Annotated in this window: 20 protein-coding genes; 5 read left to right on the top strand and 15 right to left on the bottom strand. The window is 45.7% G+C overall.

From position 1 onward, the window contains the following. Nucleotides 1–7 precede the first annotated feature (7 nt). From ACXAC1_RS14680 to ACXAC1_RS14640, 9 genes are all read right to left on the bottom strand, one after another. Nucleotides 8–1,156 (bottom strand): D-alanyl-D-alanine carboxypeptidase family protein, encoded by a 1,149-nt coding sequence (locus ACXAC1_RS14680; RefSeq protein ID WP_475062403.1) that lies wholly within the window; start codon nucleotides 1,154–1,156, stop codon nucleotides 8–10. Nucleotides 1,157–1,237: 81 nt separating this feature from the next. Further along, nucleotides 1,238–2,146, bottom strand: a complete 909-nt coding sequence (locus ACXAC1_RS14675; protein WP_475062401.1) for a septal ring lytic transglycosylase RlpA family protein — start codon at nucleotides 2,144–2,146, stop codon at nucleotides 1,238–1,240. Next, nucleotides 2,133–3,149, bottom strand: a complete 1,017-nt coding sequence (mltB, locus tag ACXAC1_RS14670; protein WP_475062399.1) for a lytic murein transglycosylase B — start codon at nucleotides 3,147–3,149, stop codon at nucleotides 2,133–2,135. The genes ACXAC1_RS14675 and mltB overlap by 14 nt, the downstream gene beginning before the upstream one ends. After that, complete coding sequence (gene rodA, locus ACXAC1_RS14665) at nucleotides 3,149–4,270, bottom strand: rod shape-determining protein RodA (RefSeq protein WP_475062397.1); 1,122 nt, start codon at nucleotides 4,268–4,270, stop codon at nucleotides 3,149–3,151. Before rodA ends, mltB begins: the two co-directional genes overlap by 1 nt. Further along, the gene (gene mrdA, locus ACXAC1_RS14660) at nucleotides 4,267–6,036 is read right to left on the bottom strand and encodes a penicillin-binding protein 2 (protein WP_475062396.1); all 1,770 of its coding nucleotides are present in this window, start codon (nucleotides 6,034–6,036) and stop codon (nucleotides 4,267–4,269) included. The genes rodA and mrdA overlap by 4 nt, the downstream gene beginning before the upstream one ends. Before the next feature lie 117 nt (nucleotides 6,037–6,153). After that, nucleotides 6,154–6,621, bottom strand: a complete 468-nt coding sequence (gene rlmH / locus ACXAC1_RS14655; protein WP_133564123.1) for a 23S rRNA (pseudouridine(1915)-N(3))-methyltransferase RlmH — start codon at nucleotides 6,619–6,621, stop codon at nucleotides 6,154–6,156. Nucleotides 6,622–6,630: 9 nt separating this feature from the next. Beyond that, complete coding sequence (gene rsfS / locus ACXAC1_RS14650; RefSeq protein ID WP_133564121.1) at nucleotides 6,631–6,984, bottom strand: ribosome silencing factor; 354 nt, start codon at nucleotides 6,982–6,984, stop codon at nucleotides 6,631–6,633. A 14-nt stretch (nucleotides 6,985–6,998) separates the two neighbouring features. Beyond that, nucleotides 6,999–7,661, bottom strand: coding sequence for a nicotinate-nucleotide adenylyltransferase (gene nadD / locus ACXAC1_RS14645; protein WP_475062394.1), 663 nt, complete (start codon nucleotides 7,659–7,661; stop codon nucleotides 6,999–7,001). After that, entirely contained in the window at nucleotides 7,651–8,907 is a 1,257-nt protein-coding gene (locus ACXAC1_RS14640; protein WP_475062392.1) for a glutamate-5-semialdehyde dehydrogenase, read from the bottom strand. Before ACXAC1_RS14640 ends, nadD begins: the two co-directional genes overlap by 11 nt. A gap of 131 nt (nucleotides 8,908–9,038) precedes the next feature. Here ACXAC1_RS14640 and tsaA point away from each other — a divergent pair, with 131 nt between their 5' ends. Both tsaA and ACXAC1_RS14630 read left to right on the top strand, forming a co-directional pair. Then, complete coding sequence (gene tsaA, locus ACXAC1_RS14635) at nucleotides 9,039–9,788, top strand: tRNA (N6-threonylcarbamoyladenosine(37)-N6)-methyltransferase TrmO (protein ID WP_475062390.1); 750 nt, start codon at nucleotides 9,039–9,041, stop codon at nucleotides 9,786–9,788. Further along, the gene (locus ACXAC1_RS14630; RefSeq protein WP_475062388.1) at nucleotides 9,757–10,017 is read left to right on the top strand and encodes a hypothetical protein; all 261 of its coding nucleotides are present in this window, start codon (nucleotides 9,757–9,759) and stop codon (nucleotides 10,015–10,017) included. Before tsaA ends, ACXAC1_RS14630 begins: the two co-directional genes overlap by 32 nt. A 141-nt stretch (nucleotides 10,018–10,158) precedes the next feature. Here ACXAC1_RS14630 and rpsA read toward each other — a convergent pair whose 3' ends face one another. The 6 genes from rpsA to gyrA form a co-directional block, all read right to left on the bottom strand. Next, nucleotides 10,159–11,841 carry a 30S ribosomal protein S1 gene (rpsA, locus tag ACXAC1_RS14625; RefSeq protein ID WP_475062386.1) on the bottom strand — a complete coding sequence of 561 codons (1,683 nt, stop codon included), beginning with the start codon at nucleotides 11,839–11,841 and terminating at the stop codon, nucleotides 10,159–10,161. Between the two features lie 166 nt (nucleotides 11,842–12,007). Then, complete coding sequence (cmk, locus tag ACXAC1_RS14620; protein WP_475062384.1) at nucleotides 12,008–12,691, bottom strand: (d)CMP kinase; 684 nt, start codon at nucleotides 12,689–12,691, stop codon at nucleotides 12,008–12,010. 15 nt (nucleotides 12,692–12,706) lie between these two features. After that, nucleotides 12,707–14,911 carry a prephenate dehydrogenase/arogenate dehydrogenase family protein gene (locus tag ACXAC1_RS14615; protein ID WP_475062382.1) on the bottom strand — a complete coding sequence of 735 codons (2,205 nt, stop codon included), beginning with the start codon at nucleotides 14,909–14,911 and terminating at the stop codon, nucleotides 12,707–12,709. A 27-nt stretch (nucleotides 14,912–14,938) separates the two neighbouring features. Continuing rightward, a complete protein-coding gene (gene pheA, locus ACXAC1_RS14610) occupies nucleotides 14,939–16,060 on the bottom strand; it encodes a prephenate dehydratase (RefSeq protein WP_475062381.1) in 1,122 nt (373 codons plus the stop codon). A 22-nt stretch (nucleotides 16,061–16,082) separates the two neighbouring features. Next, on the bottom strand, nucleotides 16,083–17,165 hold the full coding sequence (gene serC / locus ACXAC1_RS14605; RefSeq protein ID WP_475062379.1) for a 3-phosphoserine/phosphohydroxythreonine transaminase: 1,083 nt from the start codon (nucleotides 17,163–17,165) through the stop codon (nucleotides 16,083–16,085). A 72-nt stretch (nucleotides 17,166–17,237) separates the two neighbouring features. Then, nucleotides 17,238–19,925: a DNA gyrase subunit A gene (gene gyrA, locus ACXAC1_RS14600; RefSeq protein ID WP_475062378.1), complete on the bottom strand. Its 2,688-nt coding sequence runs from the start codon at nucleotides 19,923–19,925 to the stop codon at nucleotides 17,238–17,240. Between the two features lie 342 nt (nucleotides 19,926–20,267). On the opposite strand from gyrA, the gene ubiG reads away from it, so the two are divergent. The 3 genes from ubiG to ACXAC1_RS14585 are packed head-to-tail and all read left to right on the top strand — an operon-like array spanning nucleotide 20,268 to nucleotide 24,658. Next, nucleotides 20,268–20,996, top strand: coding sequence for a bifunctional 2-polyprenyl-6-hydroxyphenol methylase/3-demethylubiquinol 3-O-methyltransferase UbiG (ubiG, locus tag ACXAC1_RS14595; RefSeq protein ID WP_475062376.1), 729 nt, complete (start codon nucleotides 20,268–20,270; stop codon nucleotides 20,994–20,996). 10 nt (nucleotides 20,997–21,006) lie between these two features. Further along, on the top strand, nucleotides 21,007–21,753 hold the full coding sequence (locus ACXAC1_RS14590; RefSeq protein WP_475063837.1) for a YciK family oxidoreductase: 747 nt from the start codon (nucleotides 21,007–21,009) through the stop codon (nucleotides 21,751–21,753). 46 nt (nucleotides 21,754–21,799) lie between these two features. After that, the gene (locus ACXAC1_RS14585; RefSeq protein ID WP_475062375.1) at nucleotides 21,800–24,658 is read left to right on the top strand and encodes an insulinase family protein; all 2,859 of its coding nucleotides are present in this window, start codon (nucleotides 21,800–21,802) and stop codon (nucleotides 24,656–24,658) included. Nucleotides 24,659–24,663: the final 5 nt, after the last annotated feature.

Raw genomic sequence — 24,663 nt, 5'->3', positions numbered from 1 at the left:
CCATCATTTAAAATAAGTTCATAAAGAACAATTTAACTTTGTCGAACAGGCGCTTAAAGAAGCCACCTTCCGCGACAGGTTCTAATGCCACCACTTCTCTTTCAAGCAGTACATTATCAGCTGTACCGACGATAATTTTACCTAATACATCACCCGCCTCAATCGGCGCTTCGATTTCAGGGGTGAGTTCTAAAGATGCAGGAATAGAATCAGCATTCTGACGTGGCATAGTCACCAACACATCATCAGCAAAACCAACTTTTACCGTATCTGCTTCACCACCCCACACGCGTGCATCACTCAATACTTGGCCAGCGCTATACAACTTACGCGTTTCGTAATAACGGAATCCGTAGTTCAACAGTTTTTGAGTCTCAGAAGCACGCGCTTCATCAGAACTGGTACCCATCACAACAGCAATCAAGCGAGTGCCATTACGAACAGCAGAGGCTGCCAAGCAGTAACCAGCGGCTTCCGTGTGACCGGTTTTTAGACCGTCGACGGTTTTATCACGCCATAAAAGTTTATTTCGGTTTGGTTGGCGAATATCGTTGTAAGTAAAGTATTGCTCTGAATACATTTTGTAGTTTTCAGGGAAATGCACAATGGTGGCACGAGACAGTAGCGCGATATCATAGGCACTTGAATAGTGTCCTTCAGCAGGGAAGCCCGTTGAATTAACAAAGTGAGAATTGTTCATGCCGAGCAGTTTGGCATGCTGATTCATCAAATCAGCAAAAGCCGCTTCACCGCCAGCAATGTGCTCAGCCACGGCAACGCTTGCATCATTACCTGATTGAATAATAATGCCACGCATTAGATCCTCAAGACGGACCTGGGTCCCCTCACGAATAAACATTCGTGAGCCTTCCATGCGCCACGCTTTTTCACTGATCGTTACCTGATCATTAAAAGAAATATTCCCTTTCGCAAGTTCGTATTCAGCGATGTAAGCCGTCATTAGCTTTGTTAAGCTGGCTGGCGGCAGTTCTTCGCGGCTATTGTGTTCCACTAAAACATCACCAGTATAAGCATCCATTAACACGTAGCTATTGGCAGATAACTGCGGTGGCGCTGGTATCAATGAAGGTGCTGCATTAGCAATGGAAATAGAAAGTGAATAGATAACAATAAATAGAGATAACAGTCGTTTCATAATTTTAAACGTCTTTGTCTAAACTGGGTGGCGAGAATGATACTAGAGGGAGCTTTGAATCTCTAGCCTATATAAAGTTCCCTAGGGAGCTAACGCGACTTTTACACTTTTGCCAAAGCCCGCTGCATTCAATTTTGTCTGCCAATCTTCTAACAAAGCATCCGTTTCATAGGGACCAACTAACACTTTATACAGTCCATCCGGCGCATGTAGCACTTCAATGTTAATACGTGTATCGAACCGTTCATAAAGTCTTTGTTTTAGGCGCGTAGCTGATGCCTGTTGTGAAAATGCACCGAGTTGAAGATGGCTAAATAGTAAATCATTGGCTGGCGCTTGTGCCGACACCGGTGCAACACTAGGCGCAACAGCTGCCTTTGACTGCGTAGCGGCAACAGGAGTTGATGAGTAGCGCTCGCCGGGACTTGGCGTAATGGCTTCGATACGCACTCTAGCCAATCCTTTCTTGTGATACCCTAGACGTGCTGCCGCCGCATAAGACAAATCGATTAAGCGATCACCGTGAAAAGGACCTCGATCGTTCACTCGAACAATTACTGAGCGCTGATTATCGATGTTGGTGACTTTTAAGTAAGTGGGTAGTGGCAAGGATTTATGGGCAGCCGAGAAAGCATACATATCATATGTTTCCCCATTTGAAGTTTTATGTCCATGAAACTTCTGCCCATACCATGAAGCCGTGCCTTCGGCTTTATAGCCTTGAGCTGAGTCCATGACATAATATTTTTTACCCCAAACCTCATACGGCGACTTATTACCACCTCTACTCTTAGGCTCATACTTAGGAACTAGATCTGGCAAATGATCTACTTTGATATCCCCAGAAGGTGCATGGTCTTGCAGAATACTATAACGCCCTCCCCCAGATGCTTTTTCATAATCGACAGAGGAACCATTTATATGGCTAGTACTCGTACAACCAACCAACCACATAGCAGACACTGCAGCCAAATATTTAGCTACCTTCATACTGTTCGATCCTATTTGCTAATTCTAAAACGGACATGGCGTATCGTCGGCTAGGATTGTAATCCATAATGGTGAAAAAATTTTCATAAGCAAGCCAATAGTCAACATGACTATCACTTTCTCTTAAACCAATTAAACCAGCTTTAGCGCTATTATAGTGAGTCGTTGACCAAACCCCTTTTTCAGCCCACTCTTTCATCGACATAATGGGAGCACGACCTTTATTGACCAACTCTTGAACAGACTCAAGGTTATCCACCCTAGCTGTGACAGCAGCCTTTTCGTGGTACATCCAACCATGATGACGCAGATAGTTTGCAATACTCCCGATGGCATCTGCTTCGGAGCGCCAAAGATCGACCTGTCCGTCCTGATCATAATCCACAGCCAACTTCATATAATTGCTAGGCATAAATTGGACCATACCTAATGCACCACTATAAGATCCTTTCGTCGTACCTATAGGCCAACCTTGGTTTCGCGCTAGCAACAAATACGCTTCCAACTCACTTTGAAAATACCCACCACGACGAGGGTAATCGAATGATAAGGTTGTCAACGATGTGAACACATCTTTGCTACCGGTCACCTTACCATAGGCAGTTTCAACGCCGATCAAGGCTACAATAACAGGCCAATCAACACCGTAATCGTTCTCAGCTTTTTGCAACCAAATTGTATTGCGCTCTGCAAAATCCACACCCTGCTTAACTCGAACAGGATCAATGAAATTAGTTCGGTACTTATGGAATGGCACGAGAACTTCTGGCTGGTTATCAGATTTTGTGATGACCTGGGTGCGCTTAAAGGTATTAGAGAATTTTTCTACCAACTTATCGCGATCGTAACGGTGCTCTGAAACCATTTTATCGATAAATTGCTGTACTTCAGGCTGATTAATATAAGGAATTTGCTGCGCGGTTTGCGCCTCGACATGACTGCCAGTCGCGGAACATCCCAATAATCCTAACGTTAAGCTGATTGTCAGTACTTTGTTGAACATTACCTTGCCCTTTTATGCGTTTGTATCGACATTAAAATTCCAAATGTTGCCATAATGGTAATAATGGATGTACCACCATAACTAACAAGCGGTAACGGTACACCGACAACAGGCAAGATCCCAGAAACCATGCCAATATTTACAAACATGTATACAAAAAAAGTTAAAGTGACACTTCCAGCTAGTAGTCTCGCATAATTATCTTCAGCATAAGCGGCAATATACAACCCTCTAGCAATCACCAACAGATAAGCGCACATCAACAATGCACACCCTATCATGCCAAATTCTTCTGCCAACACGGCTATAATGAAATCAGTATGGCTCTCTGGTAAAAAGTTCAACTGAGCTTGCGTGCCTTCAAGGTAACCTTTTCCGTGCAATCCACCTGAGCCAATAGCGGTTTTGGATTGGATAATATTCCAGCCTGACCCAAGCGGATCACTTTCGGGGTCTAAGAACGTTAATACACGCTGTTTTTGATAGTCTCGCATCACTTGCCAAAGACCATAAGCCGCTACTGGAACCGCTGCCGCTGCGCCAATAATGTAACGCCAGCCAAGTCCCGCAAGAAATAACGCAAAGATACCAGACACGCCGACCAGCAAAGCGGTACCCAGATCGGGCTGTTTAGCGACCATCAGCGACGGCACCGCAATGATCACAAGCACCGTGACAATTTCTTTAAAACTTGGAGGCAATGGGCGGTTTGCAAAATACCATGCAACCATCATCGGCATGACTATTTTCATGATTTCAGATGGCTGAAACCTCAGTCCACCCGGCAACGCCAGCCAACGCTGAGCACCCTTTGCCCCGACACCGAATAACAACACACAAGCAAGCAAGCCCACCAGTACAACAAACAGAAAGGGGGAAGCCCGACGCATGTACTTTGGCGGCAACTGCGCTAAACCAAGACATGTAACCATACCGATTCCTAGACGGAATACTTGACGCTCCACCATGGCAACATCTTGTCCAGAAGCCGAGTACAAAATAAACAGGCCACCTGACATCAAGATTAACAGCGCTACCAGCAATAACACATCAACGTGTGTCAGACGCCATAGCCTAGCATTCGTAAACGCTATAAATCGGTGATAAACCTGCCAGTTCATCGGTGCTGCTCCTCAAAGTAATCATATTCTTGAGGGTACTCATCGTACAAATACGCATCAAAAAGGGCTTTAGTTAGATCTGCAGGTTTAGCACTGCTTCCGCCATTTTCAAAAATCGCAAAGACTGCGATTTTGGGCTTTTCCGCCGGTGCAAAACCGATAAATAAGGCGTGATCATGAAGTCTTTTATCTAAGCTATTTGCGTCATACTCCTGGTCATCTGCCAAGCTAAACACTTGTCCCGTTCCTGTTTTCCCTGCGATGGTATACTCCGTGCCTTGTAGACGTCGGCCTGTACCACGAGAATCGGTAATTACTTTCTCCATTGCTCGAACCATACGCTCCCAGTTGCGCTGGTCTTTTAGAACAATTTCATGCTCTACCCCTTCATTATCTTCAAACGTGGCGGGAGCATTATCAATTTCATTCACCATTCGGGGATAATACATGTGCCCACGCGCTGCAATAGCAGCATTCGCCGTTGCGATCTGCACTGGTGTTGCCACCATAAAGCCCTGACCAATACCAACGTTTACTGAGTCACCGGGATACCATGGTTCTTTGTAGCGTGCTTTTTTCCATTCATTCGATGGCAACAAGCCTCTACTAGCGCCATTTAAATCCAGAATAGACGACTGCCCATAACCAAATTTTGAAAGAAACGTATGAATCGGCGTAATCCCCATTTTATGAGCAAGTTGGTAATAATATGTATCAACAGACTCAATGATGGATCGTTCTAAATCAATCCAACCATGCCCACCTCGTTTCCAATCGCGATAACGGCGTCCATTTGGATTTATCTGGTAATAACCACGGGCATAATAGGTTTCAGACCAAGAAGAAAAACCGTATTCAAGTCCAGCAAGCCCCATAAAGGGTTTAATCGTTGAGGCTGGAGGATAGCCTCCTCGCAAAGCGCGGTTAAAGAGGGGAAGACGCTTATCATCACGAAGTTCAGCGTATTGATCCACCGAAATGCCTCGGACAAACAAATTAGGATCAAAACCTGGCTTAGAAACCATCGCTAAAACACCACCATTATTTGGGTCAATGGCAACGACAGCCCCCTTATAGTTGCCTAAGAGGTCATAGGCATACTGTTGCAGACGGGCATCCATATATAGGTGTAAATCTTTACCTGGCGTTGGGTTTTGCCGCTCTATCTCGGTCATGATCCGCCCGCGAGCATTCACCTCAACTTTCGATATCCCAGGTTTACCGAATAATGTCGATTCGTAATACTCTTCGACGCCGGTTTTACCAATGAAAAGAGCGCCTTGATAAGCCATTCTATCCACACGTTCAAGGTCACGGGAAGTGATTCGTCCAACGTAGCCGATTGCATGGGCAAATGCCTCGCCATATGGGTAATAACGAGTTAATTGTGCCTCGACTTGAACCCCATCTAATTTATAGAGATCGACAGAGACTTTAGACCATTCATCGTCTGATAACTGAGATTTCAATGTAATAGACTGATACGGGCGACGGTATTCTTTTAGCTTACTTTCGTACTCATTCCAGTCCTCTTCCGAAATGTCGATAATAGATGAAAGCTCTGCTTTAAGTTCAGGCAAACTGGCCGCACGTTCTGGAATGACGGTTAAACTGTGAATGGGTCGATTGTCAGCGAGCACAACGCCGTTGCGATCATAAATCAAACCTCGCGGTGGCGGCTCAGTCACCAGCATGACTCGGTTATCGTTGGCTTTAGTTTGGTATAGCTCGTATTCCATCACCTGAAGATAAAACAAACGAGCCATCAAGACCCCAACCATGAACAACACGAAAACAGCAGCGACTACAACTCTTCGTTTCGTTAAAGAATGTTCTTGGCGATAATTCCGAAAAACTTGATGGTGTTTACCCAAAGCAAAATCCTACCGATGGTAAGGGTGATTATTCATCAGTGTCCAAGCGCGATATATCTGCTCTGCAAGCAGAATTCGCACCATAGGATGAGGTAATGTCAATTTTGAGAGAGACCACGCTTGGTCTGCACGAGCAGTACAGCGTGGATCCAAGCCGTCCGGCCCACCGACTAGCAAAGAGATGTTATATCCATCCATGCGCCAATTAGCGGTCTGATCGGCCAGATTTTCAGTGCTCCACGCTTTACCTAAGACTTCAAGAGCAATGACTTTATCGCCAGCTGGGATCGCGGCCAGCATTGCATCCCCTTCTTTTTGAATGGCTTTGGCAATGTCCGTGTTCTTACCACGCGGTGACATTGGCAACTCAACCAATTCTAGGGCGAAGTCTTTTGGTAAACGCTTGGCGTATTCTTCGTAGCCTTCGGTTACCCATTTCGGCATTTTTGTACCGACTGCTATCAACCTAACGCGCATGTTAAAGCCTTAACGTTGCTCTGGTTTGATATCCCAAAGTTTTTCTAGGTCGTAGAATGAACGAGCTTCTTCCGTCATCACATGAACCACTACATCGTATAGGTCGACTAGAACCCATTCACTGCCCATGTCACGACCTTCACTGCCAAGTGGCTGAAGACCCTTACTTTTTGCGTGCTCTACTACGTTTTGGCCCAAAGAGTTTACGTGACGCTTTGATGTACCAGTACAAATCACCATAAAGTCCATCATATCTGTCAGTTCACTGACGTTCAGTACAGTGATGTTATCGCCCTTCACATCCTCAAGTGATTCAACAGCAATTTCGAGAATTTGATCAGCAGATAATTGGTTTTGGCTCATAGTTTCAGATAACCCTATTTATATAAAGAATGTGCTTCAATGAAGCGTTGTATTGTTTCTGGAACCAAGTAAGCAATAGACGCTTTTTTGCGACAAAGGTTTCGTACTTGGCTGGATGAAATCGCTAATGGCGTAAAACTTTGCATCCAAATCTTGCCAGCGGGCGCGCATTGTAACTCAGTCGCGCTCTCGGCTCGATGTTTTTCATAAAAAGACTCTAAGGTCGAAATAAAATCAGGCTCCCAGCCTGGCCTTGAAATAACCAATATATGCGCAACAGATACCAGCTCTTGCCAGCGCGCCCAGGTTGGTAGAGACAGAAAACTATCCATTCCCACCACCATAATGAGAGGCTCGTCTTGACCCAGCTCAGCACGCAATTCGGCCAGCGTTTCAAATGTATAGCTAGGCCCCGCTCGGAGAATCTCACGGGCATCCACACTTAACCGGCTATCAGCGGCAATACCAAGCTCCACCATTTTCAGTCTCTGTTCAGCACTAACGGTCGGTTCACCCTTGTGCACAGGTTGAAAACATGGAATTAAGCGCAGCGTTTCGAATTGAAAGCAATCGAGGATATCAACAGCAGAGCGAAGATGGCCGTGATGGATTGGATCAAAAGTTCCCCCCATCACAACCGTGCCTTTCTTTAACGCTTGGGAAGCCTCAGTTGTCACGGGTGTGACCATCCCCTAGCACTACGTATTTTTGGCTGGTTAGACCCATTAAACCGACTGGACCACGGGCATGAATCTTATCGGTCGAAATACCTATTTCCGCACCAAGACCGTACTCAAAACCATCTGCAAATGCCGTTGAAGCGTTAACCATCACAGAAGAGGAATCTACTTCGGTCATAAAAGCACGTGTCTTTGAATAGTTCTGAGACACAATAGCATCAGAGTGGTGCGAGCCATATTGGTTAATATGCGCAATGGCTTCATCCATATCAGCTACCAACTTAATCGATAACTTAGGCGCTAGATATTCAGTGTACCAATCTTCTTCAGTCGCAGGCGCTGCATCAATCATTGCTCGCGTTTGCTCACAACCGACTAATTCAACACCTTTTTCAGCTAAGGCGTCAGCTAAACGAGGCAAGATTTCTTTCGCAACATTCGTGTTAACAAGCAATGACTCCATTGCATTACATACACCGTAACGGCGAGTTTTGGCATTCATTGCGATGTTGAACGCTTTTTCTAGGTCAGCTTCATCATCAATGTAAACATGACAGTTACCATCTAGATGCTTGATCACAGGTACGCGGGCATCTTTGCTAATGCGCTCAATCAACCCTTTTCCACCACGAGGAACAATCACGTCTACAAACTCTGGCATAGAGATCAAACGGCCCACCGCTTCACGGTCTACGGTATTGATCACTTGCACCGCATCTTCAGGTAGACCCGCTGACACAAGACCTGACTGAACCGCCTGAGCAATGGCTTGGTTTGAGTAAAATGCTTCACTACCACCACGCAAAATGGTTGCGTTACCTGATTTCAAACAAAGACTCGCAGCATCAATCGTCACATTTGGGCGAGACTCGTAGATAATACCGATCACGCCCAACGGAACACGCATCTTACCAAGCTGAATACCAGAAGGACGGTAAACCATATCGGTAATTTCACCCACAGGATCTGGTAAAGTGGCGACCTGCTTTAGACCTTCAATCATGCCATCAATGCGTGCATCATTTAGCTCAAGTCGATCCAGCAACGCCGGCTCTAACCCCTTCTGTTTACCATTTTCCAAGTCCTTAGCATTCTCTTCTTTCAGTCGAGGTCGTGCATGCTCCAGAGCATCAGCCATAGCGAACAATGCTTTGTTCTTTTGCTCAGTGGTTGCACGAGTCAATTGGCGCGACGCTGCGCGAGCCTTTTGACCAACTTCGTTCATGTAAGATTCTAAGGACATTATTTTCTCTCTTCTTTATCCAGCGATTTCATTTCCCATCGTAGGGACGCTATAAAAATAGATAAGCGGTATACTAACACAACTTATCCTATCTGATTCCGTATTATTCATTACTTAGCAACTAAATAATCATGAGCCAATCCTTCACATTTCAACAAATCGGCCTCGCCCACTCTTGCTACACGCAAAAGTTTGGCATACCCAAGCAGCCAGGCTTAGTTACTGAAGCAACAGCATCCATTGAGTTGCTTCCTCCTTTTAACCGTCTTGATGTACTAGATGGCCTAGATGGCTTTTCACACATCTGGGTACATTTTATTTTCCACCAGTGCATGACAGATAACTGGAAGGCCAAAATTCGTCCACCACGCCTAGGTGGCAAAGAGAAAGTAGGGATCTTCGCGACGCGTGCCACCCATCGCCCTAACCCGTTAGGATTATCGGTTGTGGAGATCAAAGGCGTAAGAAAAGAAGGCAATCGCGTTTTCATTGACATCATTGGTGCAGACCTACTCGATAAAACTCCTATCGTCGATATCAAACCTTATCTTCCTTACGCAGATGCTCTACCCAATGCAAAAGGCGGCTTTGCACCACTACCTACCACATTAAAAAACGTCAAATTCTCTGAATTAGCACTAGACCAAGCAAAGTCATACAAAGCCACCTATGCTAGAGATCTAGTACCGTTAATTGAGCAAGTGATCGGTCAAGACCCTCGCCCATCTTATTTGCAAACATCTAAAAGCCGCAACCACGGCAATCAGCTTTGGAATGCTAATATTAAGTGGACAGCAAAAGAGGATCATTTCCTCATTACGCAAATAGAATATCCGGTAGGTGAGCAACATGAACAAATCAAAAATGCTGAGCGCTTATAAAGCTGTGAATAACTTAAAAACAGATCAATCGAAGACATGTTCACCCGAAGATCAGCCCAAACCACTTTATCGTTCAGAATACGACGAAAAACTGATAAAAGAATACCATTTCGCTAAATTTAAAAAGAATTTAGATCTTATTCAGAACAGCCCAGAACTTGCTGAATTACTAGAAAAGGAAGAGTGGGATGAAGCTGACATCAAAAAGCTTCTGACCACTTTTCGCTGAACTTAGAGCTATACCCACATTTATCCACATCTTCTGTGCATAGTTTATTTGTCAATCTGATCTTCAAAAAATCATAAAAAAAGCGGACCCATTTGGGTCCGCTTTTTAAACAAGTCTTACTAAGCTAAAGCTTAATAAGAATTAGTTTTGGTTCTCAAGTTGAGCTTTGATTAGATCACCGATTGTAGTCGGGCCACTAACTTCTGCTTGTTGCTTCTCAGCGTGAGATTTAAGAGCAGCTTTTTCTTCAGTTGCATCTTTAGCTTTCACAGAGATTGCAATTGTACGAGCCTTACGATCAACGTTAGTGATTGCAGCTTCAACAGAATCGCCTTCTTTAAGAACAGAAGAAGCATCTTCTACGCGCTCACGGCTGATTTCTGAAACCTTCAAGTAAGCTTCAACACCTTCAGCCAGAGTCACAACAGCACCTTTCGCATCAACTTCAGCAACAGTACCGTTTACAATAGCGCCTTTGTCGTTTTCAGCAACGAATGCAACGAAAGGATCTTGCTCTAGTTGTTTAACACCTAGAGAGATACGCTCGCGTTCAGCATCGATAGAAAGAACAACAGTTTCTAGAACGTCACCTTTCTTGTACTTACGTACAGCTTCTTCACCTGTTTCGTCCCAAGATAGGTCAGATAGGTGAACAAGACCGTCGATACCACCGTCAAGACCGATGAATACACCAAAGTCAGTGATAGACTTGATTGCACCAGAGATCTTGTCGTTCTTGTTGAAAGATGTAGCGAACTCTTCCCATGGGTTTGGAGTGCACTGTTTGATACCTAGAGAAATACGACGACGCTCTTCGTCGATATCAAGGATCATAACTTCTACTTCGTCGCCGATTTGAACAACTTTAGAAGGGTGGATGTTTTTGTTAGTCCAGTCCATTTCAGAAACGTGAACAAGACCTTCAACACCTTCTTCTAGCTCAGCGAAGCAACCGTAGTCAGTTAGGTTCGTTACGCGTGCAGTAACTTTAGTACCTTCTGGGTAACGAGCTTTGATTGCTACCCATGGATCTTCACCTAGTTGCTTAAGACCTAGAGATACACGGTTACGCTCACGATCGAATTTAAGAACTTTAACGTCGATCTCGTCACCTACAGCGATGATTTCGCTTGGGTGCTTGATGCGCTTCCAAGACATGTCAGTGATGTGTAGAAGACCATCAACACCGCCCAAGTCAACGAATGCACCGTAGTCAGTAAGGTTCTTAACGATACCTTTAACTTCTTGACCTTCTTCAAGGTTAGCAAGAAGAGTTTCGCGCTCAGCACTGTTAGTAGCTTCCATAACAGCACGACGAGAAACAACAACGTTGTTACGTTTTTGATCAAGCTTGATAAGTTTGAACTCAAGTTCAACACCTTCAAGGTGAGATGTGTCACGGATAGGACGAACATCTACCAAAGAACCTGGCAAGAAAGCACGGATGTTAGCGATATCAACAGTGAAGCCACCTTTAACTTTACCGTTGATGATACCTTTAACGATTTCACCTTCTTCGTATGCTTTCTCAAGCACAGACCAAGTTTCAGCACGCTTAGCTTTCTCACGAGAAAGTTTAGTTTCACCGAAACCGTCTTCAACAGCGTCAAGAGCTACTTTAACTTCGTCGCCGATGTTTAGAGTGAATTCGCCGCTCTCGTTTAGGAATTGAGAACGTGGGATAACGCCTTCAGATTTAAGACCTGCGTGAACAGTTACCCAATCGCTATCGATGTCAACAACGATACCAGTAACAATTGAGCCTGGCGCCATTTCTACGCTTTTTAGGCTTTCTTCAAACAGTTCTGCGAAGCTTTGAGTCATTGTGATTCCTATATATACGGAACAACTAAATGTTCCCTGCCACATCGCCAGCTTATGTGGGGCTAATTTACATTGATTGCGACTTGGTTATTGCTGGCACCAAGTCGACTAAATTTTTAATCGCAATATTTTAGCACAAAGAATGAGCGTTAAGATAGTTGCATACTTAAATGTAGGAAGCTTTTGCCGCTTCAGCCAGCACAACTTCAACAACCTGCTCAATCGACATGTCTGTGCTATCTATTACAACAGCTCCAGCCGCCGGAACAAGTGGAGCAATGGGGCGATTTGCGTCACGTTCGTCACGCTCTTTTATGCTCTGAACTAGCTCTTGAAAATCAACAACCTCACCTTTCTGCTCTAATTGAAGTAAACGTCGCTGAGCCCGCTCTTCAGGAGAAGCGGTTAGAAATACTTTAATACTTGCCTCAGGAAACACAACCGTCCCCATATCGCGACCGTCTGCCACTAGCCCCGGCGAGTGAGCAAAGGCTCTTTGACGCAATAAAAGCCCCTCACGCACATCAGGTATAGCAGCAAGCTTTGAGGCTTGATTACCAATAATTTCAGTTCGTATCGCCTGGGTGACAACCTCACCTTCTAAAATAATTTCAACCTTGCCTTCTTCTGACTGCTGGAATTGAATATCCAAATGCTCTGCCAATACCTTCAACGCCTCAACATCATCCGATTGAATACCATGATGAGACGCCGCTAACGCTAACAATCTGTAAAGCGCACCACTATCAAGCAAATGCCAACCCAGCTTCTCCGCGACTAATTGACTTACTGTGCCTTTACCAGCACCACTTGGGCCATCAATCGTAATAACTGGGGCTTGATTAATCATATCTGTTCCTCTTATTTAGCTTTGCACTAAGCACTTAAGACCTAGTTGCGCAGCAATTTCTTCTAAGTTTGGAATTTGCGCTAACAATTTCTGACAATCCCTGACTGTCGCACCGTTGCGGCAACGGGCTGCAAGCAATAGAAATGCCAATGCAACCAATTCATTACCCGCACTGTCCAAATCCCCACCTTGAGGGGTACATCCCTTTAATAACAATGTTCCGGCGTGCCATTCAACAACACCACCAATGTGATTCACACCATCTACAAATGTCGTGATACGATCTTCATAGAAATAAGGTAAATGTGAAATTCCTTCAAACTGACTATCACCTTCTGCATATGTCGCAGCCGTCGCCAGCTGAGTTAAAAACTCTCTCATCTCGTAAGATTGCGCGGCATCCAGATTAAAGGACGTGAGTTTAGCAAAACTTACTTGAACACTTTGAGCAGCGAACACACCAATAGCTTCACCCACCCAATCAATTTTTGCTCCAGCACCCTGCAACAAGGACAGCACCTTAGCCATACGCCCTTGACTAGAAACACCACTTAAGCGAAGCGACGATCCTGGCAAAAGAGTCGCCAGCAACACAGACCAAAGCGCTTGCTGCATGTCTGCAGGCAAATCCAAAGTCGTTCCTTTCAGCTCATTACTTAAAACCGAAATGTCAGACTCTCCATCAATGCTCACGCCAAAACTCGCAAACAATGCACGGACTTGGTCATCGAAATGCAATACCGTAGAAAACTGACTTTGCCCTTCTGCAAACAAACTTAATAACACCGCGCTGGACATCAAGCGCGATGAAGGAGGTCCAGGTAGCTCAATTTTCACAGGCGTCAATTCTGCCGGTGCAAACTTAAATGGTAGGCAGTCAGCAGCAGCACTCGTAACAGAAGCCCCTGCTTCTCGCATTAATGCCAACAAATGCGTAAACGGTGTATTAAGAAGCGTCTCTTCACCAATCACTTCCACGTGGAACGTCTGCCCAGACAATATCGGGGCAAGCAAATACAGCGAGGTTGCAGAGTTATGAACATTGATCGGCGCAATGGGGGCTCTTAGCCCACGACGACCAACACCATGAACCCTAACTGCCCCATAGCCAAACTCCTCAATAACCACACCCATATCTTTAAGGGCCTGCATGGTTACTTTGACATCACCGGTAAGGTCAATATTACTTAATTCACTGACCCCTTTGGCAAGGGCGGCCATTATAAGCGCTCTATGTGACAAAGATTTGTCACCGATCAACTTGATTTCACCATTAATCGCCGAAGCTGGGCTAACACTGATTGCGACCGCTTTCTCTTGGGGCTTACCTAAGGTTCGCTGCTCTAGTAAGCGCAAGAAGTGATCACGTGCAGACTTAGCTCGAGTAAACACGCCATACATTGAAGCACCGTCCGCCTCAACGATCGCTTGGCGCATTTCATCTAAACGCTCAGTAAATAAATCTAGCGTGGCTAATGTTGCATCCTTATTTGCAAGGAAAACATCTCGCCACATCACCGGGTCACTTGATGCAATTCGAGTAAAATCTCTAAAGCCACCGGCTGCAAAGCGGAAAATATCTTGGCTTCGTTCCGCATTGGCCAAGGCGTCGACTAACGTATACGCCAACAAATGAGGCAAGTGACTTGACGCCGCCAATACATGGTCATGGTGATCCACATCCATGCTAACCACATCAGCCCCTACTGCACGCCATAAACGGTGCAGCCGGTCTAACAACTCAGGATCGGAATACGGCAATGGCGTCACAATAGCCATATGCTTTTCAAATAGATGAGGATTCGCAGCCAAGACACCGCTTTTCTCCGCACCCGCAATCGGGTGACCTGGAATGAAGTTAGCAGGTGCTTCGCCAAACACTTTTTTCGCAGCCGCTACGACACTACCTTTAGTGGAGCCCACATCCGTGATTAATGTCGTAGGCTTAATAAATGGTTTGATTTCTGTCAGCACAGACTCCATAGCACGCACAGGCGTCGCCAAGATAATGATATCCATGCTAGAAATTGTAGCTTCGTCCAACTGAGCCGGGTGATCAATCACCCCTGTAGACACCCCAAGCGTTAGCTCACCCGCTCGACGGTCAGCCCCAAAAAGTGTCGCTAAGCCTTGTAGCTTAAGACTCTTCGCAAAAGAGCCACCAATCATGCCTAAACCGACAATTAAGACATTGCCAAATTCTTTCTTACTGTCTTGCATCGCAAGTGCCTTTTCCTGAACTATCGCCTAAAGAACTGCGACAGGGTATGAACCTAGAACTTTTACTTCTGACGCTCGTTCACGCAACTCATCGATCACTGCATGGCACTCCTCATCTTCACAATGCCCCCAGAAATCTATATAGAAGACATAACCCCACTTACTTATTAGGGACGGACGAGTTTCCAAGCGCGTCATATCGACACCATGACGCTCAAAAGATTCAAGCAGGCGATACAAAGCGCCAGGTTCATTCTTGGCACTAACCAACAACGACGTTTTATCTTTGCCACTTTGCGGCACTTTTTCATTGCCAATAATTAGGAATCGAGTCGTGTTATCAGGTTGATCTTCAATGTTGGCTGACACCACAACAAGATCATAAAGCTGACTAGCAATATCACCTGCAATAGCGGCAACCGCCTTACCATTTTTACCTGCCTCAGCAGCCAGGCGTGCACCTTCTGCATTTGAGCTAACCGCCACACGCTCAGCATGCGGCCAATAACGATCCAGCCATGCTCGACATTGCGCCAAAGATTGTTGATGCGAATAAATATGTGTCACATCATCAGGATTGATGTTCGGCGCAACCAGCAAGTTATGATGAATACGAACCTCTACTTCACCACAAATTTTCAAACGCGAATTTCTGAAACTATCAAGCGTGTGATTTACTACACCCTCTGTAGAGTTTTCGACCGGCACCACACCATAATTCGCTGCACCAGACTCCACCTCGCGAAACACCTCATCAATAGCTGCCATAGGCGCACTAATGATGGATTGACCAAAATGCTTCAGTGCTGCTTGCTGTGTAAACGTTCCTTCAGGACCTAAAAAGGCAATACGCATTGGACGCTCAAGAGCCAGACAAGACGACATCACCTGACGAAAGATCTTCGCCATTTCCTCATTGCCTAATGGCCCCTTATTACGCTCCATCACACGGCGCAATACCTGGGCTTCACGCTCTGGACGATAAAAGACAACATTCTGATCGCCCTGCTCAGTTAGCTTAACTTCAGCTACCTTTTGCGCACAGGCTGCGCGCTCATTTATTAAGTCTTGAATTTGCGCGTCAATCGCATCAATTCGATCGCGAAGCATGGGCAGCGTGATCGTTGTTGTATCATTTTTAGTCGTCATAGAGCGTGTATCCTAGTTACAATTAACCGTAGCGTTTTTCGAATGCTTGCATGAAATCGATCAATGCTTTCACGCCTTCAATCGGCATAGCATTGTAGATACTTGCACGCATACCACCTACTGAACGGTGCCCAGCAAGGGTGCGAAGCCCGGCTTCTTCAGACTCTTTTAGGAAAGTCTTTTCAAGTGACTCATCCGCCAACACAAATGGCACATTCATTCGCGAGCGGTAGCGAACATCAATAGGGTTTGAGTAGAAACCACTGTTATCGATGGCACCGTAAAGCAAATCCGCTTTTTCAATGTTTATTTTTTCCATGGCTGCCACACCACCTTGTGCTTCTAACCACTCAAAAACCAAGTCAGCCAGATAAATAGCAAAGGTTGGCGGTGTATTGATCATGGAGTCGTTTTTCGCAAGATTCTCAAAAGACCAAACACTCGGCAGTGCTTCATTGTTACTGCGCGCCAATAAGTCTTTGCGAATAATGTTAATCACAACACCTGCAGGACCCACGTTTTTTTGCGCGCCGGCATAGATCAAACCGTACTTAGACACATCAATTTCACGAGATAGGATGGTCGAAGATAAATCCGCTACGATAGGAAGATTGGTTTCAGGCAAGTCTGCAAACTCTAAACCGCCAATGGTTTCATTGGGCGTCAAGTGTAAGTAAGCGGCCTTGTCATCAAGATTCAAAGAAGAAAAGTCAGGCACAGATGTATAGTTCACATCTTTTGTCGAGCCAGCCAATACCACATTAGTGTATTTCTTCGCTTCTTTAATCGCTTTGGTCGACCACGCACCGGTATCTAAGTAACACGCGGAGTCAAAGCCATTTGTCAGGTTCGCTGGAATTTGAGCAAACAGCGTTGACGCACCACCCTGAGCAAAAACAATTTCATAATTGTCAGGGATGTTTAACAAACGCATTAGGCGAGCTTTAGTCGATGCCAAAATCGACATGAATTCTTCGCTTCGGTGACTCATTTCCATGACGGACACGCCTTTACCATGCCAATCAAGTAACTCTGCTTGCGCTTTTTCCAATACGGCTTCTGGAAGCGCGGCGGGACCAGAACAAAAGTTGTAAACGCGGCTCATTCTGCCTAAAACCTCATTTAAAAATGTACCCTATGGCACAAAAGAAGGCGCACTCAAGGTGCGCCTAGAACTTTACTCTTCAGAGCTTGGGGGATTACTCTGAAGTTCGTCTGCTGTATCGGTTGTTTCAGCATCAGCATCCACCAACTCGGCTTCAGCTTCTGCATCGTCATCCTCTACGACACGCTCCACACCCACTAAACGCTCTTCATTCGAGAGTCGAATAAGCGTAACGCCTTGTGTGTTACGTCCCTGACATGAAATTTCTGAAACACGGGTACGGACCAAGGTCCCCATGTCTGTAATCAAGATGACTTCATCCGTATCTTCAACCTGCGTTGCTCCCACTACTGGGCCGTTACGCTCGGACACTTGAATACCAATGACACCTTGACCACCACGACCGTAAACAGGGAATTCACTGATCATAGTACGCTTACCGTAACCATTCTCGCAGGCCATCAGTACAGCTGTTTCCTGCTCAGCACTTGGCACGATCAAAGAAACCACTTTCGCCTCTTCAGCCAACTTGATACCGCGAACACCGGCAGCTGTACGACCCATTGGGCGAACATCCGTTTCTTTAAAGCGGATAGTCTTGCCTGAGCTTGAAACCAACATAATGTCATCATTGCCAGATGTTTGTGCGACACCTACCAATGCATCTGTTTCATCTAGCTTCAGCGCGATCAAACCACTTGAACGTGGACGAGCGAAATGCTCCATCGCCGTCTTCTTAACCGTACCATTAGCAGTCGCCATAAAGATGTAGCTACTTGCCGCAACGTCTTCCGCTTCGTCAACTTCTGTATCAACATCACTGTCCGCATCGGTTTTCTCCGGTGCAGTCAAAGGCAACAGTGCCGAAATATGCTCACCTTCCGCCAATGGCAGCAAGTTAACAATTGGACGACCTTTTGATGCACGACTACCGACAGGAATCTCAAACACACGCAACCAGTACACTTTACCGAAGTTACTGAACAGCATGACCGTGTCGTGACTGCTGGTCACCAGCAGGTGACTGATATGATCTTCATCCTTCATACCCGATGCAGATTTACCACGGCCACCACGGCGTTGAGCTTTGTATTCTTCTAGCGGTTGTGTTTTCGCATAACCCGTGTCAGAAATCGTCACGACCATTGGCGCTTCATCAATCAAGTCCGCAATGGTTAGATCTTGCTTGGATGTCAGGATCTCTGTGCGACGCGCATCGCCGAATTGATCGCGAGCGTCTTCCAGCTCTTCGCGAATCACTTCCATTAGGCGATCAGGGTTGCCAAGGATTTCCAACAACTCAGCAATCAAGTCGATCAAAGACTTGTACTCTCCAAGCAGTTTTTCATGCTCAAGACCCGTTAGACGGTGTAAGCGAAGATCAAGGATCGCTTGCGCTTGCTCTGGAGACAAACGGTATACACCATCGTTGAAACCATAAGCGGCATCCAAATCATCTGGGCGACATGCATCTGCACCCGCACGCTCAAGCATCGCCATGACATTGCCAGGCTGCCACGTTTCTGAGATCAGCTTTTCTTTTGCTTCTGCAGACGTAGGCGATTGACGAATCAATTCAATCACGCGATCGATATTAGCAAGCGCTACAGCTAAACCTTCCAGAACATGCCCACGCTCACGCGCTTTGCGCAGTTCAAAGATGGTACGGCGAGTGACCACTTCACGACGGTGTTTTACAAAGCACTCAAGAACTTGCTTCAAGTTCAATAGCTCTGGACGACCATCCACTAGGGCAACCATGTTGATACCAAACACAGACTGAAGCTGAGTTTGAGTAAAGATATTATTCACCACCACATCTGGATTTTCACCGCGACGTAGCTCGATCACGATACGCATACCCTCTTTATCAGATTCGTCACGTAGTTCGCTAATACCTTCTATTTTCTTTTCTTTAACCAGCTCAGCGATCTTTTCAATGACTTTTGCTTTGTTAAGCTGGTAAGGAATCTCTGTAAAGACTATCGCTTGGCGATTACCTTTTTCCATGTCTTCCACATGGTGGCGAGCACGCATATAAATGCGGCCACGACCAGTCTTGTAGGCTTCAACAATGCCTGCACGACCATTAATAAAGGCACCTGTTGGGAAATCTGGACCAGGAATATGCTCCATCAATTCATCGATGGTGACTTCTGGATTATCGATAACGTTTAAACAGCCATCGATGACTTCACCTAGGTTATGCGGCGGAATATTGGTTGCCATACCTACTGCGATACCTGCAGAGCCGTTCACCAGCAAGCCTGGGATACGAGTCGGCAACACATCCGGCATAAACTCTGTACCATCATAGTTTGGTACAAAATCAACCGTTTCTTTTTCCAGATCCATCAGCATATGGTGCGACATACGTGCCATACGGATCTCGGTGTAACGCATTGCTGCTGCGCTGTCACCGTCTACCGAACCAAAGTTACCTTGGCCATCAACCAGCATATAACGCATTGAAAATGGCTGTGCCATACGAACGATGGTTTCATACACAGCTGAATCACCATGAGGGTGATATTTACCGATCACATCACCGACGATACGCGCCGATTTTTTGTAGGGCTTATTCCAATCGTTCTTAAGCTCATTCATCGCGTATAAAACACGACGGTGAACCGGTTTCAAACCATCTCTAACATCAGGCAATGCACGCCCAACGATTACACTCATCGCGTAATCAAGATAAGAACCTTTCAGCTCATCTTCGATACTGACGGGAATAATTTCTTTGGCTAATTCACCCATAGATACTACCGTTCCTTATGTTTGGAGCGAGATAACAATACGACCGCTCCGGCCATCTTTTTGTAAGCGCGGCATTATACCACAAGCATTTCTCGAACACCCATTATCAATGCAGGTTTTATTTGACGATCAATGAACTATGAGCACACCTTGATCACGGCTAGATCCACTGCATAAAATCGGCTGAGAACAACGAACTCTTCACATCAAACTTTGATCACGCAAAGTTTGTTGCCATGAACATAATCGCTATAATGCGTTGATCCAAAGAACAACATTCGCACGAATACTAGGAAGTAACTATACGTTACTGCAGTAGCCCTTACAGAATAGGATTAAGAGATGACCTCTAACCAAACCAACAGCACCAATGTAGATTTAGACGAAGTCGCAAAATTTGAAGCGCTTGCAAGTCGCTGGTGGGACAAAAACAGTGAGTTCAAACCTCTACACGACATCAACCCTCTGCGCGCCAACTACATCAATGAACGCGCATCACTACACGGTAAAAAAGCCATTGATGTTGGTTGTGGCGGTGGCATCCTGTCAGAAGCGCTTGCTCAAATGGGCGCAGATGTAAAAGGTATCGATATGGGTGAAGCACCGCTTGCTGTTGCCAACCTTCACAAGGAAGAAAGCGGCCTAAACATTGATTATGAACGCATTACCGCGGAGGAGATTGCTGAGCGCGAAGCAGAGCAATATGATGTGGTTACTTGCCTTGAAATGCTAGAGCACGTCCCAGATCCGGCATCCGTGATTCGCGCATGCATGAAACTTTGCAAACCTGGCGGCCACGTTTTTTTCTCAACCATTAATCGCAACCCGAAAGCCTACCTATTTGCCATTGTTGGCGCTGAATATGTGCTAAGAATGCTACCGAAAGGCACTCATGACTACGCCAAATTCATTCAACCGGCTGAACTGAGCAATTTTGCACGCCAAGCAGGGTTAAATGTCACTCACATGACTGGCATGACCTATAATCCATTAACGAAAGTGTATAAATTGAACGAGCGCGATGTATCCGTTAACTATTTGATGCATACACAAAAACCAACACAAAACTAGGAGGTCTATGATGCTGAATTATCAAGCACCTAAAGATCTATTAAAAGACAAAGTAATCCTAGTAACAGGCGCCGGTGATGGCATAGGCAAGCAGGCAGCACTGAGTTATGCTGCTTGCGGTGCTACCGTAATTTTACTTGGACGCACCACTAAAAAACTGGAAGCCGTTTACGATCAAATTGAAAGCCTTGGCTACCCGCAAGCAGCCATAGTGCCGCTTAATTTGGATACTGCAGCCGAGCATGATTACATCGAGCTTGCCAACACCATTGAAACCGAGTTTGGGCGCTTAGACGGCATCCTGCATAATGCCAGTATCCTCGGGGATCGGACGCCGCTGGCAAATTTTGAGCCAAGTACGTTTGAACAGGTCATGCGCGTCAACGTCACGGCAGCATTTCTATTAAACCAAGCCCTTATACCTTTGTTACAAAAGGCACCTGAGGCTTCCATCATCTTTACAAGCTCAAGCGTTGGCAGAAAAGCCAAGGCCTATTGGAGCGCCTATGCTGTTTCAAAATTTGCAACAGAAGCCATGATGCAATTGCTAGCAGATGAACTTGAAAACATATCCAACATACGCGTCAACGCTATTAACCCAGGTGGCACCCGCACTAACATGCGAGCACACGCTTACCCTGCGGAAGACCCAAATACACTAAAAACCCCTCTGGATATTATGCCCCTCTATCTATATTTAATGGGCAACGACAGTGCAGATGTTAACGGCCAATCACTCGATGCCCAACCTAAATAACCTAGGTATCTTGCACTGCAGCATGAGAACACGCTAACCTGTTCTCATGCTGAAAATCACTTTATTCACACGCGCATCATTACAGCTTACAGCCCTTTTAGTAAGCGCCATTTTCTTTAGCTTCAACACGCTCGCTTCCACTATGCAAACAATCCCTGGAAAAGGTCAGTCAGACCAACATACCTACGCTTACATCACACTAGAAAATGGACTTACCACTATTTTAGTAAGCGACCCTAATGCCGAAAGACCTGCTGCAGCACTGGCCATCAAAGTCGGCAGCTATCAGGATCCTGACGAGCATTTAGGCTTAGCGCACTTACTAGAACACATGCTTTTTCTTGGAACCGAGAAATATCCTGAAGCTGACGCTTACCAAGCTTTTATTAGGCAGCACGGCGGAACTCACAACGCCTACACCAGCAGTCAAATCACCAATTACTACTTTGATATTTTACCAGACGCGTACCCTGAAGCTCTGGATCGGTTCGCGCAATTTTTTATCACCCCCACTCTCGATCCTCAGTATATTGAGAGAGAGATCAATGCTGTGGACTCAGAATACCGGGCAAAATTAGACGACGAGCAAAGACGCAGCAACCAAGCTTTCAAGACGCTTCTAAACCCACAACACCCTGGCAGTCGATTTACCGTTGGGAACAAAGAAACGTTAGCCAACATAAAAGCAGATCAGCTTCGCACCAAGCTATTGGAGCTTTACCATGGCTACTACACGCCAGATAACATGATGCTGACGCTGACAGCCAACCTACCAATCGAGATGCTGGCAACCTACGCACGTACTTATTTTGGGGACATTAAACCAAATACTAGCCAACCTAAAAAAACACTACCTGAGCAATTTAAAAGCACAGAGCAAGGCAGTATTCAGTTCTTTAAAACCAACACAGAAAAGAACGTGGTTAAGTTTTCTTTTCAAATACCAAGCCAAAACCAAAATCACGCTTCGCAGCCAGCTCGCTATCTATCTTATGTATTAGGCGATGAGTCGAGAAACTCCTTATTTGCAGGCCTCAAACAGAATCATTGGGCTCAGGCGCTGCATGCTGGCATAAATCAAGATGATGGTAAAAACGCCCTATTTACCGTCACCATCAAACTAACCGATGAAGGCATTGCACAGCGCGACAAGGTGCTAGAACGTCTATTCACAACGATTAAAAACCTAAAATCTGCGCCTATCTCACAACAGTACCTAACTGAAACAAAAACTCTAAGTACGCTCAACTACGACTTCCACGACTATCTCCAGCCAATGAAGCTATCTCAGATACTGTCCAGTAGAGCCCTGGATGTTGGCGCCCATGATTTGCTCTCTAGTTTCCACATTACTCAACATGCTGACGAGAGCGATATCAAGCAATTACTCAAACAACTAACTCAAGACAACCTAACCATTCAGTGGCTCAACCCCAGCCAATTCCCTAAGAACTGGATGACAAAGACGCCTAGCTGGGAAGTAGAACCTCTTTACAACGGTCATTACGCCAACGGCACCATCGCCTTTCAAGTAGAGACACTATTAAAGAATAGCCAACTATCAAGCTCTTTCGGTTTACCCGAAGCAAATCCATTTATGCCAGAAAACCTTGAGGTACTTAGCCAGTCAGAACAGGCCAATGTTAGACCCATTACATCAGACTCTGGCTTCCACTTTTGGTACAAACAAAACAGCAAATATAATAAGCCCACCGGCATGATTTTTGGTTATTTTGGTTTTCTGGAAAACCCGACAACCAAAGACCGCTTATTGTTACAACTTTGGGCTAAACTGTTTAACGATGCAGCCAGCGAAAGCACTTATCAGCCCTACATGGCTGGACTAGGATACCAACTGTATGCCCACGGAAACGGTCTAACCCTGCGGACCAGTGGCTACAACGACAAACAAGACGACTTCTTTTACTCTCTGGTTGAAATGCTTCTTGATTTCAAAGCCTCTTCTGAGCGTTTAGCCATCGCCAAACAAGACATCCTAAAAGGCCTAAACAACCTTGAGAGCCAGCCCCCTTACGCTCTAGCAAGACATTACTTTAGCCAAGTCGCCATTCAAGGCAATGCCCCCACACGCGAACTACGAGAGCTGGTTACACAAATCACTATCGAGGACATCAATCAGTTTATCCAGCAACACTCCCAGCATTTTGAGTTTGCTGGGTACATGACGGGGAACTTTAAAGAAACGGCTGCCACACACTTATCACAGCGCATAATGTCGATTGTCAAAAGCTGCCTCTATGATCACCCATACCGCCATGTTGAGCTGAAGAGTTTTGAGGCACAACAGCACTATTTATACCAGTTCAATACCCGCAGCGCAGACAGCGTTGTGCTATATAGCCTAATTGCCACCGACAACAATAATGCCACCTATTTAGAGCGCTGCTACATTCGAATACTCGCGCAACTTCTGGGCGCACAATTTTATAACGAGTTTCGCACCGAGAAGCAGTACGGCTACATCGTCGCAGTAACCAATCAGACCATTGAAAAAACACCTGCTTTAGGCTTTCTGATCCAGTCTCCCAACACTTCAACCAAGGTGCTAGTAGAGGAAATCGAGCGCTTCATTGATGAACGAAGATGGGGTGACAAGGACATTTCTGATACGGCATTTGAGCAGGCCCGACAAGCAGTACTTGCCGCCTACCAAAAGCAACCAACCAACCTAAAAGAGCAAGCCCTGGAAGAGTGGCCACATATTGTCGAGCCAGAGCAAAACTTTGGTGACCGACAACACTGGATTGATGCTTTACAATCCATGAAAAAAGAGGAATTCTTGGCCTACATGCGCGTGAAAGTTGAAAACAACCAAGCAGCTCGCCTGCTGATCACTAATCAATGGGACGATACAAGCGGGTGGAAGCCAATCACTATAAATTAGCGGCA

The sequence above is a fragment of the Marinomonas sp. AWM4_232 genome (genome assembly GCF_056158325.1).
This window is presented reverse-complemented; position numbering and strand designations above follow the sequence as displayed.

Coding starts and splice junctions, on each gene's coding strand:
- ACXAC1_RS14680 (WP_475062403.1), bottom strand. CDS start 1,156: ATGAAACGACTGTTATCTCTATTTATTGTTATCTATTCACTTTCTATT.
- ACXAC1_RS14675 (WP_475062401.1), bottom strand. CDS start 2,146: ATGAAGGTAGCTAAATATTTGGCTGCAGTGTCTGCTATGTGGTTGGTT.
- mltB (WP_475062399.1), bottom strand. CDS start 3,149: ATGTTCAACAAAGTACTGACAATCAGCTTAACGTTAGGATTATTGGGA.
- rodA (WP_475062397.1), bottom strand. CDS start 4,270: ATGAACTGGCAGGTTTATCACCGATTTATAGCGTTTACGAATGCTAGG.
- mrdA (WP_475062396.1), bottom strand. CDS start 6,036: ATGGCTCGTTTGTTTTATCTTCAGGTGATGGAATACGAGCTATACCAA.
- rlmH (WP_133564123.1), bottom strand. CDS start 6,621: ATGCGCGTTAGGTTGATAGCAGTCGGTACAAAAATGCCGAAATGGGTA.
- rsfS (WP_133564121.1), bottom strand. CDS start 6,984: ATGAGCCAAAACCAATTATCTGCTGATCAAATTCTCGAAATTGCTGTT.
- ACXAC1_RS14640 (WP_475062392.1), bottom strand. CDS start 8,907: ATGTCCTTAGAATCTTACATGAACGAAGTTGGTCAAAAGGCTCGCGCA.
- tsaA (WP_475062390.1), top strand. CDS start 9,039: ATGAGCCAATCCTTCACATTTCAACAAATCGGCCTCGCCCACTCTTGC.
- ACXAC1_RS14630 (WP_475062388.1), top strand. CDS start 9,757: ATGAACAAATCAAAAATGCTGAGCGCTTATAAAGCTGTGAATAACTTA.
- rpsA (WP_475062386.1), bottom strand. CDS start 11,841: ATGACTCAAAGCTTCGCAGAACTGTTTGAAGAAAGCCTAAAAAGCGTA.
- cmk (WP_475062384.1), bottom strand. CDS start 12,691: ATGATTAATCAAGCCCCAGTTATTACGATTGATGGCCCAAGTGGTGCT.
- ACXAC1_RS14615 (WP_475062382.1), bottom strand. CDS start 14,911: ATGCAAGACAGTAAGAAAGAATTTGGCAATGTCTTAATTGTCGGTTTA.
- pheA (WP_475062381.1), bottom strand. CDS start 16,060: ATGACGACTAAAAATGATACAACAACGATCACGCTGCCCATGCTTCGC.
- serC (WP_475062379.1), bottom strand. CDS start 17,165: ATGAGCCGCGTTTACAACTTTTGTTCTGGTCCCGCCGCGCTTCCAGAA.
- gyrA (WP_475062378.1), bottom strand. CDS start 19,925: ATGGGTGAATTAGCCAAAGAAATTATTCCCGTCAGTATCGAAGATGAG.
- ubiG (WP_475062376.1), top strand. CDS start 20,268: ATGACCTCTAACCAAACCAACAGCACCAATGTAGATTTAGACGAAGTC.
- ACXAC1_RS14590 (WP_475063837.1), top strand. CDS start 21,007: ATGCTGAATTATCAAGCACCTAAAGATCTATTAAAAGACAAAGTAATC.
- ACXAC1_RS14585 (WP_475062375.1), top strand. CDS start 21,800: ATGCTGAAAATCACTTTATTCACACGCGCATCATTACAGCTTACAGCC.